The sequence below is a fragment of the Flavobacterium frigoris genome, from assembly GCF_900111075.1.
In the GTDB taxonomy this organism is placed as follows: Bacteria; Bacteroidota; Bacteroidia; order Flavobacteriales; family Flavobacteriaceae; genus Flavobacterium; species Flavobacterium frigoris.
The window spans coordinates 111,579-131,703 of sequence record NZ_FOFZ01000006.1 but is presented as its reverse complement, the minus strand read 5'-3'; the positions used below and the strand labels follow the sequence as shown (position 1 = coordinate 131,703).

The 20,125-nt window shown below is 34.8% G+C and carries 16 protein-coding genes; 10 read left to right on the top strand and 6 right to left on the bottom strand.

Annotation, left to right across the window (positions count from 1 at the left end; genetic code table 11):
- Positions 1-75: 75 nt before the first annotated feature.
- On the bottom strand, positions 76-1,593 hold the full coding sequence (locus tag BMW63_RS10005; protein ID WP_074723330.1) for a succinate CoA transferase: 1,518 nt from the start codon (positions 1,591-1,593) through the stop codon (positions 76-78).
- A 170-nt stretch (positions 1,594-1,763) separates the two neighbouring features.
- Here BMW63_RS10005 and BMW63_RS10000 point away from each other — a divergent pair, with 170 nt between their 5' ends.
- On the top strand, positions 1,764-2,570 hold the full coding sequence (locus BMW63_RS10000) for an AraC family transcriptional regulator (protein WP_074723329.1): 807 nt from the start codon (positions 1,764-1,766) through the stop codon (positions 2,568-2,570).
- Between the two features lie 342 nt (positions 2,571-2,912).
- Here the strand turns inward: BMW63_RS10000 and BMW63_RS09995 are convergent, their stop codons facing one another.
- The 4 genes from BMW63_RS09995 to BMW63_RS09980 form a co-directional block, all read right to left on the bottom strand.
- Entirely contained in the window at positions 2,913-3,461 is a 549-nt protein-coding gene (locus BMW63_RS09995; protein ID WP_245744929.1) for a GNAT family N-acetyltransferase, read from the bottom strand.
- 113 nt (positions 3,462-3,574) lie between these two features.
- Positions 3,575-4,444: a nucleoside phosphorylase gene (locus tag BMW63_RS09990; RefSeq protein ID WP_074723327.1), complete on the bottom strand. Its 870-nt coding sequence runs from the start codon at positions 4,442-4,444 to the stop codon at positions 3,575-3,577.
- Between the two features lie 105 nt (positions 4,445-4,549).
- The gene (locus tag BMW63_RS09985) at positions 4,550-4,879 is read right to left on the bottom strand and encodes a translation initiation factor (RefSeq protein WP_074723326.1); all 330 of its coding nucleotides are present in this window, start codon (positions 4,877-4,879) and stop codon (positions 4,550-4,552) included.
- A gap of 150 nt (positions 4,880-5,029) precedes the next feature.
- Positions 5,030-5,980 (bottom strand): isopenicillin N synthase family dioxygenase, encoded by a 951-nt coding sequence (locus BMW63_RS09980; protein ID WP_074723325.1) that lies wholly within the window; start codon positions 5,978-5,980, stop codon positions 5,030-5,032.
- Between the two features lie 172 nt (positions 5,981-6,152).
- Between BMW63_RS09980 and BMW63_RS09975 the strand changes: the two genes are divergently transcribed.
- From BMW63_RS09975 to BMW63_RS09965, 3 genes are all read left to right on the top strand, one after another.
- Positions 6,153-8,129, top strand: coding sequence for an alpha-ketoacid dehydrogenase subunit alpha/beta (locus BMW63_RS09975; protein ID WP_074723324.1), 1,977 nt, complete (start codon positions 6,153-6,155; stop codon positions 8,127-8,129).
- A gap of 68 nt (positions 8,130-8,197) precedes the next feature.
- Positions 8,198-9,946: a DUF885 domain-containing protein gene (locus tag BMW63_RS09970; protein WP_074723323.1), complete on the top strand. Its 1,749-nt coding sequence runs from the start codon at positions 8,198-8,200 to the stop codon at positions 9,944-9,946.
- A 323-nt stretch (positions 9,947-10,269) separates the two neighbouring features.
- Positions 10,270-10,494, top strand: coding sequence for a hypothetical protein (locus tag BMW63_RS09965; RefSeq protein ID WP_074723322.1), 225 nt, complete (start codon positions 10,270-10,272; stop codon positions 10,492-10,494).
- Positions 10,495-10,580: 86 nt separating this feature from the next.
- Here the strand turns inward: BMW63_RS09965 and BMW63_RS09960 are convergent, their stop codons facing one another.
- Positions 10,581-12,125, bottom strand: a complete 1,545-nt coding sequence (locus BMW63_RS09960; RefSeq protein WP_074723321.1) for a hypothetical protein — start codon at positions 12,123-12,125, stop codon at positions 10,581-10,583.
- 154 nt (positions 12,126-12,279) lie between these two features.
- Here BMW63_RS09960 and BMW63_RS09955 point away from each other — a divergent pair, with 154 nt between their 5' ends.
- The 6 genes from BMW63_RS09955 (at position 12,280) to ilvC (ending at position 20,074) form a co-directional block, all read left to right on the top strand.
- Positions 12,280-13,455, top strand: coding sequence for a 2-isopropylmalate synthase (locus tag BMW63_RS09955; protein ID WP_074723398.1), 1,176 nt, complete (start codon positions 12,280-12,282; stop codon positions 13,453-13,455).
- 12 nt (positions 13,456-13,467) lie between these two features.
- Positions 13,468-14,586: a 3-isopropylmalate dehydrogenase gene (gene leuB / locus BMW63_RS09950; protein ID WP_074723320.1), complete on the top strand. Its 1,119-nt coding sequence runs from the start codon at positions 13,468-13,470 to the stop codon at positions 14,584-14,586.
- Positions 14,587-14,653: 67 nt separating this feature from the next.
- On the top strand, positions 14,654-16,327 hold the full coding sequence (gene ilvD, locus BMW63_RS09945) for a dihydroxy-acid dehydratase (RefSeq protein WP_074723319.1): 1,674 nt from the start codon (positions 14,654-14,656) through the stop codon (positions 16,325-16,327).
- A 40-nt stretch (positions 16,328-16,367) separates the two neighbouring features.
- Entirely contained in the window at positions 16,368-18,062 is a 1,695-nt protein-coding gene (gene ilvB, locus BMW63_RS09940) for a biosynthetic-type acetolactate synthase large subunit (RefSeq protein WP_074723318.1), read from the top strand.
- Between the two features lie 4 nt (positions 18,063-18,066).
- Complete coding sequence (gene ilvN, locus BMW63_RS09935; protein ID WP_074723317.1) at positions 18,067-18,594, top strand: acetolactate synthase small subunit; 528 nt, start codon at positions 18,067-18,069, stop codon at positions 18,592-18,594.
- A 10-nt stretch (positions 18,595-18,604) separates the two neighbouring features.
- Positions 18,605-20,074 carry a ketol-acid reductoisomerase gene (gene ilvC / locus BMW63_RS09930; protein WP_074723316.1) on the top strand — a complete coding sequence of 490 codons (1,470 nt, stop codon included), beginning with the start codon at positions 18,605-18,607 and terminating at the stop codon, positions 20,072-20,074.
- Positions 20,075-20,125: the final 51 nt, after the last annotated feature.

Sequence of the window (20,125 nt, the reverse complement as noted above, 5' to 3'; positions counted from 1 at the left end):
TGAAATAAAAAAATTCCCTAAACATCGGCAAAATGAATAGGGAATCAACAAATGTAAAACTAAAAAAAACTATATTTAAGAAGATAATTCAACTGATTTTTTTTGCTTCATACTTCCTGTTTTTGCTAATCGGTTATAAAAAGAAAAAGCTTCTTCAAGTAGGTGAGGCGTTTGTCCGCCACCTAAACAAGCACGATTGTAATAATCAGATAGTTCCTCTTTGTAATCTGGATGGGCACAATTTTCAATAATTACTTTTACGCGTTCTCTTGGAGCCAATCCTCTCAAATCGGCCAGTCCTTGTTCAGTTACTAAAATATCTACATCATGTTCAGTATGGTCTACATGAGGAACCATGGGTACCACATGAGAGATTGCATCGAATTCTTTAGATGCTGACTGTGTGACAAAAATGCTCAAAAAACTATTTCTAGCAAAATCTCCAGATCCACCAATGCCATTCATCATTTTAGTCCCTGAAATATGTGTTGAATTTACATTGCCATAAATATCAAATTCGATAGCGGTATTAATAGCTATAATTCCCAATCTTCTAATCACTTCTGCGGAATTACTTATGTTTTGAGGACGAAGAATCATTTTGTCTTTATATTCATCAAAATTTTCTAAGACATGTTTGTAGCAGGCCTCCGAAACGGTAATCGATGATGCCGAAGCAAAATCCATTTTTCCGGAATCGAATAATTCAAAAGTGCTGTCTTGCAATACTTCAGAATACATGACTAAATTTTCGAAATTTCCTCTTGAAAATCCTGACATCACTGCATTGGCAACTTTTCCAATACCAACTTGTAATGGCATTAATGATTTTGTCAGTCTGCCAACTTTGATTTCATTTTCAAAAAAAGCAAGCAAATGATCAGCAATCGCAGTTGTTTTTTTATCCGGAGCACTAACCAAAGCAGCACTATCTGGGAGTTCTGTAAATACAATTCCGACTACTTTTTTCGGGTCAATAGTTATATAATCGACTCCAATTCTATCATCGGAAGATTTGATATTGATAACATCTCGATTTGGATATTTTTCATGCATAAAAATATCGTGTAATCCTTTGAAATTTAAAGGTATGGAAGTATTTATTTCGATAATAATTTTATCTGCTAAATGAGCGAAAGTGGCCGAATTTCCCACCGAAGTCGTAGGTATAATATTTCCTTTTTCGTCAATATAAGTAGCTTCAAGAATAGCAAAATCTAGTTTAGGTAGATGTTTATTTTCCAATAATTCAGCGGTCTCACTTAGGTGTTGGTCAATGAAGAGGACATTTCCTTCATTGATTTTTAGCCTCAGAGAACTGTCAGCCTGAAAAGGCATCCTTTTGTATAATGCATTATTTTTGGCTAAATCAGCATCAGTGTTATGTCCTAACGAGGCGCCAGTAATAAGTGTAATAGCGACATTTTCGAATTCTGCTTTTTTGGCAAAGGCAGGAAGTACCGCTTTGCTATCACCAGCTTTTGTAAATCCACTTGTACCAACTACCATTTTATCTTTTAAAAAATCGGCAGCTTCTTGTGCAGAAATTACTTTGTCTTTGTAACTTTGAAATCGAATTCGCTCTAAGTGCATAATTTATATTTTTAGTACGGAATTTAATAATAATCCGTATGTTTTATTAATGAATTAAAAACAATTGACATTTTAAATTATTAATATTACAATATTACTGAAATTTATAATTGACAAAATATCTTAAAAAGACAAATATGTATTCATTTCGGACACTCTAAGATCGATAAATGATAGAAGAAAAATATTATATAAATAAAGTTGACACTGATAAAAAGAGCATTTATTGCCATCATGATTTGATGGGCGAATTGCTAATTCCAACCCATAAACATGACAAAGCTCAGATGTTATATACTGAAGGCGGTATTGTTTATGTGATTACACAAACCAATACTTATTTCTTGCCAGCCCGCCATTTTATGTGGATTCCGAAAGGTGTAGAGCACAGTATTCATACCAATTCTCAAAATATAATAATGCGGAATTTATATTTTCCGGTTAAAAAGAATGAGCATACTTTTTATGAAAGCGAAGGGATTTATCCAATCAATGATTTGCTACTTCAAATGATGCTTTTTACCAATAGATGGGATGGAAATTTAATAAAAGGAAGTAGAAATTATGATATAACCAAAGCAATTAAAGCAATCTTACCTACAATTTGTTTGAATAACTTGCCACTATCCTTGCCTTTTTCTAAAGACGTCCGGCTAACAAAAATAGTAAAGTACTTAGATGATAATTTAGGGGAAAGCATTTTATTTTCTAAAATAGCTGTTCAATTCGGATTTAGTGAGCGCTCACTGTATCGATTGTTTCAAAAAGATTTAGGGATGTCATTCATACAATACCTCACTATTCGAAGAATTTTAAAAGCAATCGAATTATTGTTAGAAAAACACCTTACCGTCAATGAAGTGGCGCAAGCTGTAGGCTATAATAGTGTGCCAACTTTTAGTAATACTTTCTACAAAATCCTTAGACAGCGACCGTCAGACTATATAAATGGAGAGCGAATTCTAAAAAAAAATTAGCAATTTGATTTGCTAACTTCTTTAATTTTTTCCAATATTCAATTTAAAGTACTTCGCTAATTTATCTAAAGTATAATCAATCAGTTCGTCTGCCGCTTTGTATGTATCAGGGTTAAAAGTTCCCGAAGCATGATTAGCAATAATAGCATCCAGCGATAAGGCATTGTGCCTTACAAGCGTCGAAGGTCAATGTGCTGCAGCAGTTTCGAATTCTTTGTAATATTCCACCAAGGGTTTAGTCATAATATGTTCTTAAGTAAAATAATCGGCACAGCCATTGCTTAAGGCTTCAACAACCTCTTCTATGGTTTCTACAATTTCCAACTAAAGGTTGTCTATTCTTCAACCTTGATTATTTGCATTTAATTCATACCAAAGACAAGCAATCCCTTTCCAATCAAACTCGTTTTTTTGTTGCATTCCTAGTTTCTCTAGAATCCTACGCGAACCAACATTTTCAATATTTGCGGACGCATACATTGTTTTTATGTCCATAGTAGTGAATCCGTAATCGAGCCAGGCCTTTGCCGATTCGTAACCAAATCCTTGTCCCCAATAATTTTCAATAAATCGATAACCTATTTCGTAGAAGTTAACATGACCATTTTCTGGTTCAGTAATGAATTTTATGCCGCACCAACCTATAAAAGTATTTGTTTCTTTCAGAATAACCGCATAGCGACCTATTCCGTTTTCAAGGTATTGGTTTCTGATATTGGCGATATATTTCCTGCTTTCTTCTATTGAAATAACGGGATGATTACCCAGAAACTCATGTACATTTGGATTTGAATCCAAAAGAAACATTCCTTCCGCATCGGAAGGAATAATTTTTCTTAGTGTTAAACGATCAGTTTCGATAGTAGCATTCATGTTACAGTGAGTTGGCATTTGTACTATATATTTTCGGCCGAATGGAACCGGAAATCTTTTTTTGAGGTTTTCATCAAAAAAAAGATTGTAATCTCGTCTTTGGACGAGACGGGAAATAGCTGCTAAATCAATTAATAATTAGCTAATTTGTCTAAAGTATACGCAATCAACTCGTCTACTGCTTTGTATGGATCTGCACTAAAAGTTCCTGTAGCACGATTTGCAATAATGGCATTTAATGATAACGCATGGTGTCCTAAAAGTGCGGAAAGACCATATATTGCAGCAGTTTCCATTTCGAGATTAGTGATTCTATTATCTTCAAATTTGAAATTATCCATTTTAGAATTTAAACTTTCGTCTTGAATATTCAAACGCAATATACGACCTTGAGGCCCATAAAAACCTCCAGCAGTTGCTGTAATTCCTTTGTGCATTTTGTCGCTTTCAATGATTTTTTCCAGTTTTTCTGAACAGGCAATTACGTAAGGTTTTCCTTTGCGCACATCCCAATTAGTATGTTTTACAAAAGCATCTTCCATCCCTAGGATTGACACTTCATCAATAAGATAGGAGCGAAGCATGTTATCGAGTCCTAATCCAAATTTAGCCATCACAAAACTATCCACAGGAATATCAGCGTGTAAAGAGCCTGAAGTTCCAATTCGGATGATATTTAGCGAAGTCAGCTTTTCTTTTGGTTTGCGGGTTTCTAGATCAATATTTACTAAGGCATCTAATTCGTTGATTACGATATCAATATTATCAGGGCCTATTCCTGTTGACATTACCGATATTCGTTTACCTCTGAACATTCCCGTTTGAGTTTTGAATTCTCTTTTTTGTGTAGAAAATTCGATGCTGTCAAAGAATTGCGTAATTTTTTCCACACGGTTTTGATCACCCACAAAGATGATGTCGTGAGCAATATGTTCCGGTTTTAGATTCAAGTGATAAACACTTCCGTCTGGGTTTAATATTAATTCTGATGATTGTATCATATGTTTTTATGTTTTGCCCTAAAGGCGCTAGGTGATTTTTGTATTTGAAAAATTATTAAGTTATTTTAGACTGAATACTAAAAACTGATCACTGATCACTTTTTATTAACCTCCCACACGTTTTACTTTAAAGCCTTTCACCTTTAGTATTTCCATAATTTTATCGCGGTAGTCTCCTTGAATGATAATGGAATCATCTTTAAAAGTGCCGCCAACGCTTAACTTGGTTTTAATTTCTTTAGCAAGAATTTTAAAATCTTCGTCTGAACCTTCGTATCCTTCAATTATGGTAGTGGCTTTTCCTTTTCTTTTTTCGAATTTGCAAATCATAGGTTCTTTTTGAACGTATAATTCATGGGCAACTTCTTCCTCAGCTTCCACTGGAGCTGGTTCGTGATCTGGAAACAGATTTTTTAATTGGTCTTGTAAGTCCATGTTTTATTAATTATATATTTATAAGCCATTATGGTTTTAAGAAAATTACGCTTCTTTACAGAATTAAACGTTATTTTCTTAATGGTAAAAAAGGAAAAAGACATTAAGAATACACCTAATGTCTTTTTACAGATAGGATAAATTTAAAGATTATTTTTTAATTAATCCTAAATCTACTAAACGTTCGTATAAATAGTCACCAGCGGTAATATCTTCAAACTGTTTCGGGTTATCTGCATCAATACAGTTTTCTAAACAATTTAACGGCATATCACTAACAGGGTGCATAAAAAACGGCACTGAATATCTTGAAGTTCCCCATAATTCTCTCGGTGGGTTAACCACTTGGTGAATTGTAGATTTCAATTTATTGTTAGTATGACGCGATAACATATCGCCCACATTAATTACTAATTCATCCGGTTGAGCAATGGCATCAATCCATTCGCCTTTGTGGTTTTGAACTTGTAATCCTTTTCCTTGAGCTCCCATCAATAGGGTTATCAAGTTGATATCACCATGAGCAGCGGCGCGAAGGGCGTTTGCGGGTTCTGAGGTAATAGGTGGGTAATGAATAGGTCTTAAAATCGAATTTCCGTCTTTGGCATAATTGTCAAAGTAAAATTCGTCCAGACCTAAACGCAAAGCTAAAGCTCTCAATACATAAACACCGGTTTTTTCCAGCATTTGGTAAGCTTCTTTACCTACAGCGTTGAAACGGGGTAATTCTTTAACTTCTACATTTTCTGGGTATTCTGAAGCGTATTTTGAATTTTCGCTCACATACTGACCAAAATGCCAAAATTCTTTCAAATCTCCCTCTTTTCTTCCTTTGGCATGTTCTGTTCCAAAAGAAACATAGCCTCTTTGCCCTCCAATTCCTGGGATTTCATAGCTATGTTTAGTTTCTAATGGTAAAGCGAAAAAATTTCGTATTTCACCGTACAATTCTTCTACCAATTGATCATCTAAGAAGTGACCTTTTAGTGCTACGAAGCCAATATCTTCAAATGCACTTCCGATTTCATTTACAAATTTTTGTTTACGTTCCGGGTCGTCCGAAAGGAAATCACGCAAGTCAACACTAGGAATGTTTTGCATATAATACTTATTTTTTAATAACTTAGAAGGCGTTTAAAACCTAACAAATACAAATATATTAAATAATTTTATAATAGAATTTTAAATGATTGAAACAAGATAAAAAATATAACAATTTTAACCAAAACTGTTATATTTTTTTATCTTTGAATCGCGTACTAAAGCCAATACAATGAACTTTGACAGAAAAAACCTTACTGAAGAAACTTTAATTGATCTATATAAACGAATCCTTAAACCAAGGCTTATTGAAGAAAAGATGCTTATCCTTATTCGGCAAGGAAAAGTATCCAAATGGTTTTCAGGAATTGGACAAGAGGCCATTTCGGTGGGAGTGACGGCAGTTTTGGATAAGGATGAATACATCTTGCCAATGCACCGAAACTTAGGGGTATTTACCGGTCGTGATATTCCATTGTACCGTTTGTTCTCCCAATGGCAAGGAAAAGCCAATGGTTTTACTAAAGGACGGGATAGAAGTTTTCATTTTGGAACACAACAATATAAAATTATCGGGATGATTTCGCATCTTGGGCCACAGCTGGGCGTTGCTGACGGAATCGCATTAGGCAATAAACTAAAGAAAAACGGGAAAATTACCGCAGTTTTTACCGGTGAAGGTGCTACCAGTGAGGGAGATTTTCATGAAGCTTTGAATATTGCTTCGGTTTGGGAATTGCCTGTGATGTTTGTTATTGAGAATAATGGATACGGCCTTTCGACACCCACAAACGAGCAATACCGTTGTGAAAACCTTGCAGACAAAGGAAAAGGATATGGGATGGAAAGTCATATTATTGACGGAAATAACATTCTGGAAATATATAATTTACTCTCAGAATTGAAAATTTCGATGATTGAAAGACCGCGCCCAGTTTTATTGGAATTTAAAACTTTTAGAATGCGGGGCCATGAAGAGGCGAGTGGTACTAAATATGTTCCTCAAGAATTAATGGATGTGTGGGCCGCAAAAGATCCTGTCGAAAATTATCGAAATTTTTTAATTGAAAACGGAATCATTACGGACGATTTTGATACCACATTAAGAAGCGAAATCAAAAAAGAGATCGATGAAAATCTGGCTATTGCCAATGCAGAACCAGAAATAGAGGCGATATTAAGTGAAGAATTAAATGATGTTTTTCAATCATTTAACCCTGAAGTAATTAATCCTTCAGAAGATGCAGAAAAAATAAGATTTATAGACGCCATTTCTAATAGTTTAAGGCAGTCGATGGAGCGTCATAATAACTTGGTTATCATGGGTCAGGATGTTGCTGAATATGGAGGTGCTTTTAAAATCACCGATGGATTTGTAGCACAATTTGGAAAAGAACGCGTAATCAATACACCTATATGTGAGAGTGCTGTAGTATCTGCCGGAATGGGATTGTCCATCAACGGATACAAGGCGATTGTCGAAATGCAGTTTGCTGATTTTGTTTCGACAGGATTCAATCCTATCGTGAATTTATTAGCGAAGTCACATTACCGTTGGTTAGAAAATGCAGATGTTGTGGTTCGAATGCCTTGTGGTGGCGGAACACAAGCTGGGCCTTTTCATTCACAGACCAATGAAGCTTGGTTTACTAAAACTCCTGGATTAAAAGTGGTGTATCCTGCTTTTCCTTATGATGCAAAAGGATTACTAAGCGCTTCTATTAATGACCCAAATCCAGTACTATTCTTTGAACACAAACAATTATACCGTAGCGTGTATCAAGAAGTCCCGAAAGACTATTACACCTTACCATTAGGCAAAGCTGCTTTATTAAAAAAAGGAAACGATGTTACGATTATCGCTTTTGGAGCTGCCGTACATTGGGCATTAGAAACTTTAGATAAAAATTCAACAATTTCAGCCGATTTATTAGATTTAAGAACTTTACAACCTTTGGATACTGAAGCTATTTTTGCTTCCGTTAAGAAAACGGGGAAAGTAATTATTTATCAGGAAGACAGCATGTTTGGTGGTATTGCCAGCGATATATCGGCGATGATTATGGAGGAATGCTTTAAATATCTAGATGCTCCTGTCAGAAGAGTAGCGAGTTTAGATACGCCCATTCCGTTTACAAAAGCACTGGAAGATCAATATTTGCCGAAAGGCCGATTTGAAAAGGATTTATTGACGCTTTTAGCGTATTAATTATAGATTTTAAAATGCTGTTCGTTGAATAGCATTTTTTTTTATCTTTAAAATCTCAAAAACAACCAATGAAAAAAAATATTATCTCCATTCTGTTCCTAGTTTTACTGTTTTCATGTCAGAAGAAAGAAGAAACAAAAGCTCCAATCGATTCAAATAAAGCTTTCGAAAAATACAAAGAAAATTTTGTTACTTCTCTTTGGGAATTGTATCCGGATTGGGCTGCCAGTCAAGGATATCATCAATTGGATAGTGTTTTGGTAGTTTCGGATAACGTGTACAAAAAAAGACAATTAGATTTTGCTCATGCGCAATTGGACTCCTTGCAAAATTATCCTTTGGAAAACCTTTCAGACAATAATATCATTGATTTTTACATGATTCAAAATCAATTGAAAAGCTCTATTTTTTCAATTGATAAGCTAAAATCATACGAATGGAATCCAGCAGAATATAATGTTTGTGGCGCTTTCGCAGAAATATTAAATGGAAAATATGATGCTTTAGAGGTACGTCTACACAGTTTTAATATTAAGATGGATGCCATTCCAGTTTATTATGAAGCAGCAAAAGCAAATATTAAAAACCCAACATTAGAGCATACCGCCCTTGCTATTTCTCAGAATTTAGGAGGAGTATCTGTTTTTGAAAAAGATTTGATTTCTGCTTTAGGAAAAAGTAAACTATCCAATACCGAGAAAAAAGAAATTAGAGATAAAGCAAAAACAGCGGTTCATGCCATTGTAGTTTATGCCAATTGGTTAAAGGATTTGAACAATAAAACGCCGCGCTCTTTTAGGTTAGGTGAGAAATTGTACGCTGAGAAATTTGATTTAGACATTCAGTCTAGCTATAGTGCCGATACTATTTTTGCAAAGGCAGTAAATCATAAAAAGGAACTGCACGAAAAGATGTTCGTTTTGGCCGATTCCTTGTGGCCAAAATACATGAAATCAATACCTAAGCCAGATGATAAGTTGCAATTGATCAAAATGGTAATAGACAAAATTTCGCTACAACATACTACACCTTCTAAATTTCAGTCGGAGATAGAGAAACAAATACCTGAACTCGTTGCGTATGTAAAAGCCAAAGATTTACTTTATATAGATCCTTCAAAGCCGCTGGTTGTGCGCAAGGAACCGAGTTATATGGCTGGAGTTGCAGGAGCATCGATTTCGGCACCTGGACCATATGATAAAAATGCCAACACCTATTATAATGTAGGAAGCATGTCAGGCTGGAGTGCAGTAAAATCAGAGAGTTACTTAAGGGAATACAATGATTATATTTTGCAAATCCTAAACATTCATGAGGCAATACCGGGACATTATACTCAATTGGTGTATAGCAATCAGTCGCCAAGTCTCATTAAAGCGATTTTTGGAAATGGAGCGATGGTAGAAGGCTGGGCAGTTTATGCCGAAAGAATGATGCTGGAAAGCGGATACAAAAATTCACCTGAAATGTGGCTGATGTATTATAAGTGGAATTTAAGGACGACTTCTAATGCAATTTTAGATTATAGGGTGCATACTAAAAACATGAGTAAGGAAGAAGCCATGAATTTATTAGTTACTGAAGCTTTTCAGCAGCAAGCGGAAGCAGAGGGAAAATGGAATCGCGTTAGTTTATCTCAGGTTCAACTATGTTCTTACTTTACGGGCTACACTGAAATTTATGATTTTAGGGAAATGCTTAAAAAAGAAGAAGGTGCTACATTTAACCTAAAACAATTCCACGAGAAATTTTTGAGCTATGGTAGCGCTCCTGTAAAATACATTAAGGAATTAATGATGAAAGAGAGAAAAAAGTAACTAAAATCTACTGCGTTCTAAAATTTACCCAGAATGTAGTAGATGATTATAAACATAATGACTGTTCCTACGCACCCACAGCCCATTTTTTTAGCTCCGTAACCGGCGATAATTGTTTTAAAAAATCCGTTCATCTTTTTTAGCTTTTGTTATTTCTATAAAAATAGTGATTTAATTAATGCTAAAAAGGAAAAAGTGTATTTTCAAAATAGTTAATGGTGCTGTTAGAAATAATTAGAAAAACTCGTTTTATTATAATTTGGCCACTCTACTTTGATAGTGTAATTTTGTCAAAAATTAGAATCTAAAAATTGATTTCAAAGATGAAGCCTTTAAATGAAAAATTAATACTGAAAGACGCTACAATAAATAAAGTGCAATTTGATAAAGAATGGTTTTATAAATTGGACGATATCGCATTTTATTTAAAAGAAGATCTATCAGAAGTAGAATTCATCTTTTTACCCATCGTAATCGATGGAGAGCAAGAGTTTGTAAAATGTTGCTCTTTTGATGACATAATTAGGGCGAGAAAAGAATATAAGTAATGAAGCCAAAATAAGGAGTCCGTCTAAAATCTAAGTTTAGGCGGACTCTTTTTATAGGACAAATTGATGCTAGGTTACTTGATTCACTACCGGTTATTTAGTTTTGCTTTCTCTCTTATTATATCGGCAATTTTTCTATTTTCTATTTTACTTTCTAGCCATGAGATGATATCTAAATAATTGAAAGCTCTTTTTTCATAGGTGTTTTTTTCCAATTCAATAAATCGTTCTCTCATTTTTATGAACTCCTTCTTAATGTCACTTGGATAAAACGAATTTAAGTTTTTCATGAATCGAATGATTTCTTTCTGCACTTCATGCATGTCATTCATTTTTAATAAGAATTTGTATGTGCTTTTTAATTGGGATTCTAAATTAAAATCTTTCCCCATTTCGTAATGCTCGATTAGATAAAGCAGACGAGCAAAACACATCAAATCCTCACGCATTGTAAGGTTTTTGTTGTTTATGATCTTCTCCAGATAGTAGATGGATTCGGCATACTTTTCAGTACCAAAATAAATACAGGCTATTTTATAGTAAAACATCATTTCGTGATGTTCATCAAGATGTTCGCTATGCAGTTTAATCTTTTCTAACACTTCTGGAATCAGATACTCACTTTCTTCAAAAGTGCCTTCTAGGATATGGTAATTTAATTTATTGTTATACAGATATAAGAAAGACAAGGAAGCAATATTGTCATTCACCGGAAAACGAGGGTCTTGTATAGTCTCTTCTAGTTTTAGTAAGTATTTTTTAAATTTAGATTTGTATTTCAACATGAATAAGGACTCGAGTAAATAGTGATTCCCTTTTATGAAAAATACCGGATTCAAATAAATCATATTTGGATTGTCATAAAATAGAGTAACCCATTTATAGGCGTATTTATAACTTGCTAAAAAGTCCTGAACCAAAAAACTACGCCAAAGGTTAGCATTGTAAAACCAATATTTTTCACGAAATCCAAATTTACTTTCATCAAATTTAGTAATATGTTTGTGAAAATAGTCGTCGATATAATGGTACTCTTCATCACTTTTTACATAACCAGTTTTCAACATCATACCATAGAGTTGAAGGGATAAATTAGATAACTTACTGGAAATGGTGTTTTTATAGTTTAATTCTTTGGCTTGAATTACTAGTTCATCTGCTCTTCCTTGAATACTTCGGGTGATGTATTGGGACTCGATTAATTTCTCAAATTCGACAATTTCAAAAGCCATGTACTTTTCATCGTTTTCTAATGCTTGGATTTTTGTCTTATCCAGTAATTTTAAGCTCTGCTTGTACAATCCTTTATTGTATAGGATGCTAGCAAAGTCAATTTGCTCTCTTAACTGATAGCGAATGTTTTGGCTTGGAATATTCAATCGAATACTCACTAGAATCTGTTTGTACAAATACGATTTTAAATTCGATAATTGTACTTTCTTGATGATGCCGCTTTTCAATATAAGTTTTTCATCATAGACTTCCGATTTGTCCAAAATATTAAACAGCTCGATAAATTTTGTATTCGAACTGGTCTCAAGTCGACTTGCAAAAATCTTAAATTGTCTTTTTTCTGATTTCGATAAGGATTTTATTAGTACGAATAAAAAATCTTTTTGATGGTTAGCCATTGTATAATATAGGAGCTTAATTGTATGTAAATCAATATTTTAAAAAGTATTTGCTGTCTTTATAAACAGTATATTTCATTAAATTGGATTTTATTTTACTGTAATGAAATCTAACTTTGTTATCGAGATGTGAAATTACATTAAATAAATGAAAATGAATAGAGAGAAAGTCCAAATATTTGATACTACTTTAAGAGATGGAGAACAGGTTCCCGGATGTAAATTAGATACCAAACAAAAACTCGTTATAGCAAATCGATTGGATGAAATGGGTGTTGATATAATCGAAGCTGGATTTCCTGTTTCTAGTCCTGGAGATTTTTTATCCGTTTCTGAAATTAGTAAAATTGTAAAAAATGCGACTGTTTGTGGATTAACCAGAGCGGTGAAAAATGATATAGATGTTGCAGCAGCAGCTTTAAAATATGCTAAAAGACCACGCATTCATACAGGAATAGGTACCTCTGAATCACATATTGTTCATAAATTAAATACGACAAGAGAAGATATTATTGTTAGAGCAAAGTTTGCAGTTGCTCATGCTAAATCCTATGTGGAAGATGTGGAGTTTTATGCTGAAGATGCTGGAAGAACTGATAATGAATTTTTAGCTCGAGTCTGTGAGGAAGCAATAAAATCAGGAGCAACGGTATTAAATATACCGGATACGACAGGATACTGCCTGCCAGAGGAATACGGAGCAAAAATTAAATATTTACGTGAAAATGTAAAAGGAATCGAAAACGTTATTCTTTCCTGCCATTGTCATAATGATTTAGGAATGGCGACTGCCAATTCTATTTCAGGAGCTGTTAACGGAGCCCGACAAATTGAATGTACTATTAATGGAATAGGAGAAAGAGCTGGAAATACAGCGCTTGAAGAAGTGGTAATGATTTTCAAACAACACCCTTATTTAAATTTATATACTGATATTGATGCCAAACAATTGAACGAAATGAGTCGTTTGGTTTCTGAAAGTATGGGAATGATGGTACAGCCTAATAAAGCCATAGTAGGAGCAAATGCTTTTGCACACAGTTCAGGAATTCATCAGGATGGTGTGATTAAAAATAGAGCTACGTATGAGATTATGGATCCTTTAGATGTAGGTGTTAATGAGTCTTTAATCGTTCTTACAGCCAGAAGTGGTAGAGCTGCATTAGCTTATAGAGCAAAAAAAGTAGGTTATGAACTTACAAAAGTACAATTAGATAGAGTTTACATAGAGTTTTTGAGATTCGCAGATGTAAAAAAAGAAGTGGTTGATGATGATATACATCAGATTATCGAAGCCTGTAAAATAGAAAGTGATTTAATAAGAAATTAATAACCGGAAGCCATGAATTTAAAAATAGCAGTATTATCAGGAGATGGTATAGGTCCTGAGGTGATCTTACAAGCAAAAAAAGCATTATATGCTGTTGGAGTTGTATACGACCATGAATTTGTTTTTGAAGACGCACTCATTGGCGCTATTGCTATAGATAAAACAGGAAGCGCGCTTCCTGAGCAAACACTAAACCTTTGTCTTAATACAGATGCAGTGTTGTTTGGCGCTATCGGTGATCCAAAATACGATAATAATCCAGACGCAAAAGTTCGTCCAGAGCAAGGATTATTGAGGCTGAGAAAGGAATTAGGTCTTTTTGCAAACATTCGACCAATAAAACCATATGCAGCATTATTAGACGCTTCTCCTTTGAAAAAGGAAATAATTGAAGGTGCTGATTTTACTATTTTTAGAGAATTGACAGGCGGTTCTTATTTTGGAGAGAAAAAACTAAACGAATCAGGAACTGTAGCTTCTGATTTATGTGAATACTCAGAAGAAGAAATTACAAGAATCGCACATTTGGCTTTTAAATCGGCACAAAATAGAAGAAAAAAAGTAACAATGGTTGATAAAGCCAATGTTCTTGAAACATCTCGTTTATGGAGAAGAGTGGTAAAAACGGTTAGCGAAAGTTACCCAGATGTAGCTTTAGACTTCTTGTTTGTAGATAATGCAGCCATGCAAATTATTCTTAATCCAAGAAAGTTTGATGTTATTTTGACTGAAAACTTGTTCGGTGATATCTTATCAGATGAAGCTAGCGTAATAACAGGCTCTATTGGATTATTAGCCTCAGCATCTTTAGGAACTACTAATGCATTATTTGAACCAATACACGGATCTTATCCGCAAGCTAAAGGGAAAAATATTGCAAACCCAGTTGCCTGTATCTTGTCTGCTGCTATGTTATTAGAACATTTTGGACTTCATGAAGAAGCTAAAAAGATTTATGACGGAGTCGAAATTGCTATTGGATACGGAGTGGTAACTACCGATTTGAATCCAGATTCTAAATATGGAACAGACGATATTGGGGAGTTTATCTCTAATTTTATTTTGAGCAAAGATGACTTAATGTACTTTAATAGTAATAATGTCACTATTGGGCAATCAACTATTGTTTAAAAAAAGAAATATAGTATACTTTTTAATTTTTCGAATTAAATAAAAAAATACAGATACATCACAATAAATGGAATTAAATAAATATAGCAAGACCATAACTCAAGACGAAACACAACCTGCGGCGCAAGCCATGTTGTACGGAATTGGTCTGACTGAAGAAGATTTAAAGAAAGCACAAATTGGCATTGTTAGTATGGGTTACGAAGGCAATACCTGTAATATGCACTTGAATGGACTGGCTAAAGAAATTAGAAAAGGGGTCTGGAAAGAAGATTTAGTAGGATTAATTTTTAATACTATTGGGGTAAGTGACGGTATTTCTAATGGAACTGACGGAATGCGTTTTTCTTTGGTTTCTCGAGATGTCATTGCAGATTCTATCGAAACAGTAATGGGAGCTCAATGGTATGACGGTTTAATCGCTGTTCCCGGTTGTGATAAAAATATGCCAGGATCTGTAATTGCTATGGGGAGAGTAAATCGTCCATCGATTATGGTTTATGGAGGTTCAATTCATTCCGGTAAATGGAAAGGAGAATCTTTAAACATTGTTTCTGCATTTGAAGCATTAGGAAAAAAATTCAACAACACGATTGAACCTGAGGATTTCAAGGGAGTAATTCAAAATGCGTGTCCTGGAGCAGGAGCTTGTGGCGGAATGTATACCGCAAACACTATGTCTTCGGCGATTGAAGCTTTAGGGATGAGTTTACCTTTTAGTTCTTCTAATCCTGCATTAAGCGAAGAGAAAAAACAAGAATGTATCGATGCTGGAAAAGCAATCAGAATCTTGTTAGAAAAAGATATCAAACCTAGAGATATCATGACACGTAAAGCTTTTGAAAATGCAATTACGATGGTAGCCGTTTTAGGTGGTTCTACCAATGCGGTAATGCATTTAATTGCGATGGCACATGCGGTGGACATCGAAATTACACTTAAAGATTTCCAAGATATTAGTGATAAAACACCATTGCTTGCAGATTTGAAACCAAGTGGTAAATATCTTATGGAAGACCTGCATGAAGCTGGTGGAGTTCCTGCAGTAATGAAATATTTATTAAAACAAGGACTGTTGCACGGAGACTGTTTAACGGTAACCGGAAAAACATTAGCGGAGAACTTAGCTGTTGTTCCGGATTTGAATGATGGACAAGAAGTAATACACGAAATTCAGAAAGCATTAAAAGCAACAGGAAATATCCAAATTCTATACGGGAATCTTGCCGAAGAAGGTTGTGTTGCAAAAATTAGCGGTAACGAAGGAGAATACTTCGAAGGTGACGCAATTGTTTATGAAAACGAGCATGATGTGATAACTGGAGTGCGTGGTGGTGAAGTAAAACCAGGTAATGTAGTCGTCATTCGATACTGTGGACCTAAAGGTGGGCCAGGAATGCCGGAAATGCTTAAACCTACATCAGCCATTATGGGTGCTGGATTAGGAAAAAGTGTAGCTTTAATTACTGACGGTAGATTTTCTGGTGGTTCACATGGCTTTGTTGTTGGTCACGTTACGCCAGAGGCTTTTGATGGTGGTGGAATTGCATTAGTCAAAAATGGAGATATTATCACTATTGATGCGGTCAAAAACACTATTAACCTGAAAATTTCTGACGAAGAGTTTGCAACAAGGCGCGCCAATTGGGTTCAGCCTGATTTAAAAGTAAAAAAAGGAGTATTACTAAAATATGTACGATCAGTTTCTAGTGCCTCAACAGGTTGTGTTACTGACAAATAAAGCCTAGAGCCTTTGCGCTGAAGCGAATAAATAAATACCGATGGGAACAAAAAAAATATCTGGTGCAGAAGCTGTAATTAGATGCTTATTAGAAGAAGGAGTAGATTTGGTTTACGGTTATCCAGGTGGAGCAATCATGCCAGTTTATGACGAGTTATATAAATTTAAAGATCAATTGCACCATGTTTTAGTACGTCATGAGCAAGGCGCTACACATGCAGCGCAAGGATTTGCAAGAGCTACTGGAAAAGTAGGAGTAGCGATTGCAACTTCAGGTCCAGGAGCTACAAACTTGGTAACGGGAATTGCAGATGCGCAAATTGATTCGACACCTATGGTTTGTATCACAGGTCAGGTAGGGAAACATCTACTGGGTTCTGATGCCTTTCAGGAAACTGATATTATTGGAATTTCAACTCCAGTAACCAAATGGAATTACCAAATTACCGAAGCTTCTGAGATTCCAGAAATCATGGCAAAGGCTTTCTATATCGCCAGATCAGGACGTCCAGGACCCGTTTTAGTAGATATTACTAAAAACGCACAATTTGATGAATTCGAATTCAGTTATAAAAAGTGTACGGGAATTAGAAGCTACAATCCAAAACCTACTTTGAATATTGAAAAAGTAAAAGAAGCGGCGGAATTAATTAACAAGGCTAAAAAACCATTTATTGTTTTTGGTCAAGGGATTATTCTTGGTCAAGCCGAAGAGTTATTGAAAGCATTTGTTGAAAAATCAGGAATACCTGCTGCTTGGACAATTTTAGGACTTTCTGCATTGCCTACAGAGTACCCTTTAAACGTTGGGATGTTAGGAATGCACGGAAATTATGCACCTAATATTTTAACCAATGAATGTGATGTTTTAATTGCGCTAGGAATGCGTTTTGATGACCGTGTAACCGGAAATTTAGAAACGTATGCAAAACAAGCCAAAGTAATTCACTTTGAAATTGATGCAGCTGAGATAGACAAAAATGTAAAAACAGAAGTGGCTGTTTTAGCTGACGTTAAAGAAGCGCTAGCAGCTTTGCTTCCTTTTATCGAAAATAATGCACATGAATCTTGGCACAATGAGTTCAAAGAATTATATAAAATTGAATTAGAGGCTGTGATCAATGATGAATTGAAACCTAAGAAAGAAGGAATTTCTATGGGTGAAACAATCGAAATGATTAACAAACATTCTAAAGGAGATGCAATAATGGTCTCGGATGTGGGCCAACACCAAATGTTTACGTGCAGGTATGCTAAATTCAACTCGACTAAAAGTAATGTTACTTCTGGAGGATTAGGAACAATGGGCTTTGCATTGCCGGCGGCGATTGGTGCTAAGATGGGGATGCCAGATAGGGAAGTGGTTGCTATTATAGGTGATGGCGGATTTCAAATGACCATTCAAGAATTAGGAACTATTTTTCAGACGAAAGTCCCGGTTAAAATTGTAATACTAAACAATGAATTTTTAGGAATGGTGCGCCAGTGGCAGCAATTATTTTTTGATAGGCGATATGCTTCTACTGAAATGACCAACCCTAATTTTGTTGCTATTGCAGAAGGCTATTATATCAAAGCTAAAAAAGTAACCAAAAGAGAAGATTTAGATGCTGCTGTTGCCGAAATGATGGCTTCAAAAGAATCTTATTTCCTTGAGGTTATGGTAGAAAAAGAAAATAATGTATTCCCTATGATTCCAACAGGAGCTTCTGTTTCTGATATCAGATTAAGTTAATATTATGGAAAATCAAACATTCACCATTTCTGTTTATTCAGAAAACAACGTTGGTCTCTTAAATAGAATATCAGGTATATTCTTAAAGCGACACATTAATATACTGAGTTTAAATGTTTCAGAATCAGAGATCGAAAACGTTTCTAGATTTGTAATTGTGGTACATACTACAGAAAAATGGGTGCAAAATATTGTAGGCCAAATCGAAAAACAAATTGAGGTTATAAAAGCCTTTTATCATATTGATGAGGAAACTATTTTCTTGGAAAATGCCTTATTCAAAATAGAATCGGGATTACTATTCGACGAAAAGCTAATTCAAAATATAATAAAAGAAAGCAACTCAGAAATAGTTACCGTATCTAGAGACTTTTTTGTGATTTCAAAATCGGGAAGACGTTCTGACATTGAGGAACTATACAATAAATTAAAACCTTTCGGAATCATGCAGTTTGTACGTTCAGGAAGAATATCAGTTTCCAAAGAGAAAATGGAAATATCAACACTATTAGAAGAACTAAAAAATAAATAAAAATTAGACAATGGCAAATTATTTCAATTCATTACCACTTAGATTACAATTAGAACAATTAGGCGTTTGCGAATTCATGGACCAATCCGAATTTGCTGATGGTATAGCAGCTTTAAAAGGAAAAAAAGTAGTTATTGTTGGTTGTGGAGCACAAGGATTAAACCAGGGTTTAAACATGAGAGATTCAGGTTTAGACATTTCTTATGCGCTAAGAGCCGAAGCAATTACACAAAAGAGAGCCTCTTTTATGAATGCTGCTGATAATGGTTTTACGGTGGGAACGTATGAAGATTTAATCCCTACAGCTGATTTAGTTTGTAACCTTACGCCAGACAAGCAGCATACTGCGGTAGTTACTGCAATTATGCCATTGATGAAGAAAGGTTCAACATTAGCTTATTCTCACGGATTTAATATTGTAGAAGAAGGAATGCAAATACGTAAAGACATTACTGTTATTATGTGTGCTCCAAAATGTCCTGGATCTGAGGTTCGTGAAGAGTATAAAAGAGGTTTTGGTGTACCTACCTTAATAGCTGTACATCCTGAAAATGATCCTGAGAATGTTGGTTTTGCTCAAGCAAAAGCGTATGCTGTTGCTACAGGAGGTCATAAAGCAGGAGTTCTGAACTCTTCTTTTGTTGCCGAAGTAAAATCGGATTTAATGGGAGAGCAAACAATTCTTTGCGGAATGCTACAAACCGGATCTATTTTATGTTTTGATAAAATGGTCGAAAAAGGAATTGAACCAGCGTATGCTTCAAAATTAATCCAATACGGTTGGGAAACTGTAACTGAAGCTTTGAAACATGGCGGAATTACCAATATGATGGATCGTTTGAATAATCCTTCAAAAGTAGAAGCTTATCGGTTAGCTGATGAGTTAAAAGACATTATGCGTCCTTTATTTCAAAAACATATGGATGATATCATTTCAGGTGAATTTTCAAAAAATATGATGATTGACTGGGCTAATGATGATGTTAACTTATTGACTTGGAGAGCAGCAACTGCCGAAACTAATTTTGAGAAGACAGCAGCTACTTCGGCTACTATTTCTGAACAAGAATACTTTGATAATGGAGTATTGATGATTGCAATGGTCAAAGCAGGTGTAGAATTGGCTTTTGAAACGATGACGGAGACAGGAATTATTGAAGAGTCAGCTTATTATGAGTCCCTTCATGAATTGCCATTGATTGCCAATACAGTAGCTAGAAAAAAATTATATGAAATGAATAGAATTATTTCTGATACTGCAGAATATGGTTGTTATTTATTTGATCATGCATGTAAACCTTTATTGGCTGATTTTATGAAAACTATTGAAACAAATGTGATTGGCAAACCTTTCTCTAATTCAAATAGCACAGAAAATTCTGTTTTGATTGCTGTTAATAAAAGTATCCGTCAACATCCTATTGAAGAAACAGGCGAGTGGCTTAGAGAGTCCATGACTGCAATGAAAAAAATTGGATAACTAAAAAATAGGAATTGCCACACAGGAGGGTGTGCTGTAATTTGCTCTGTA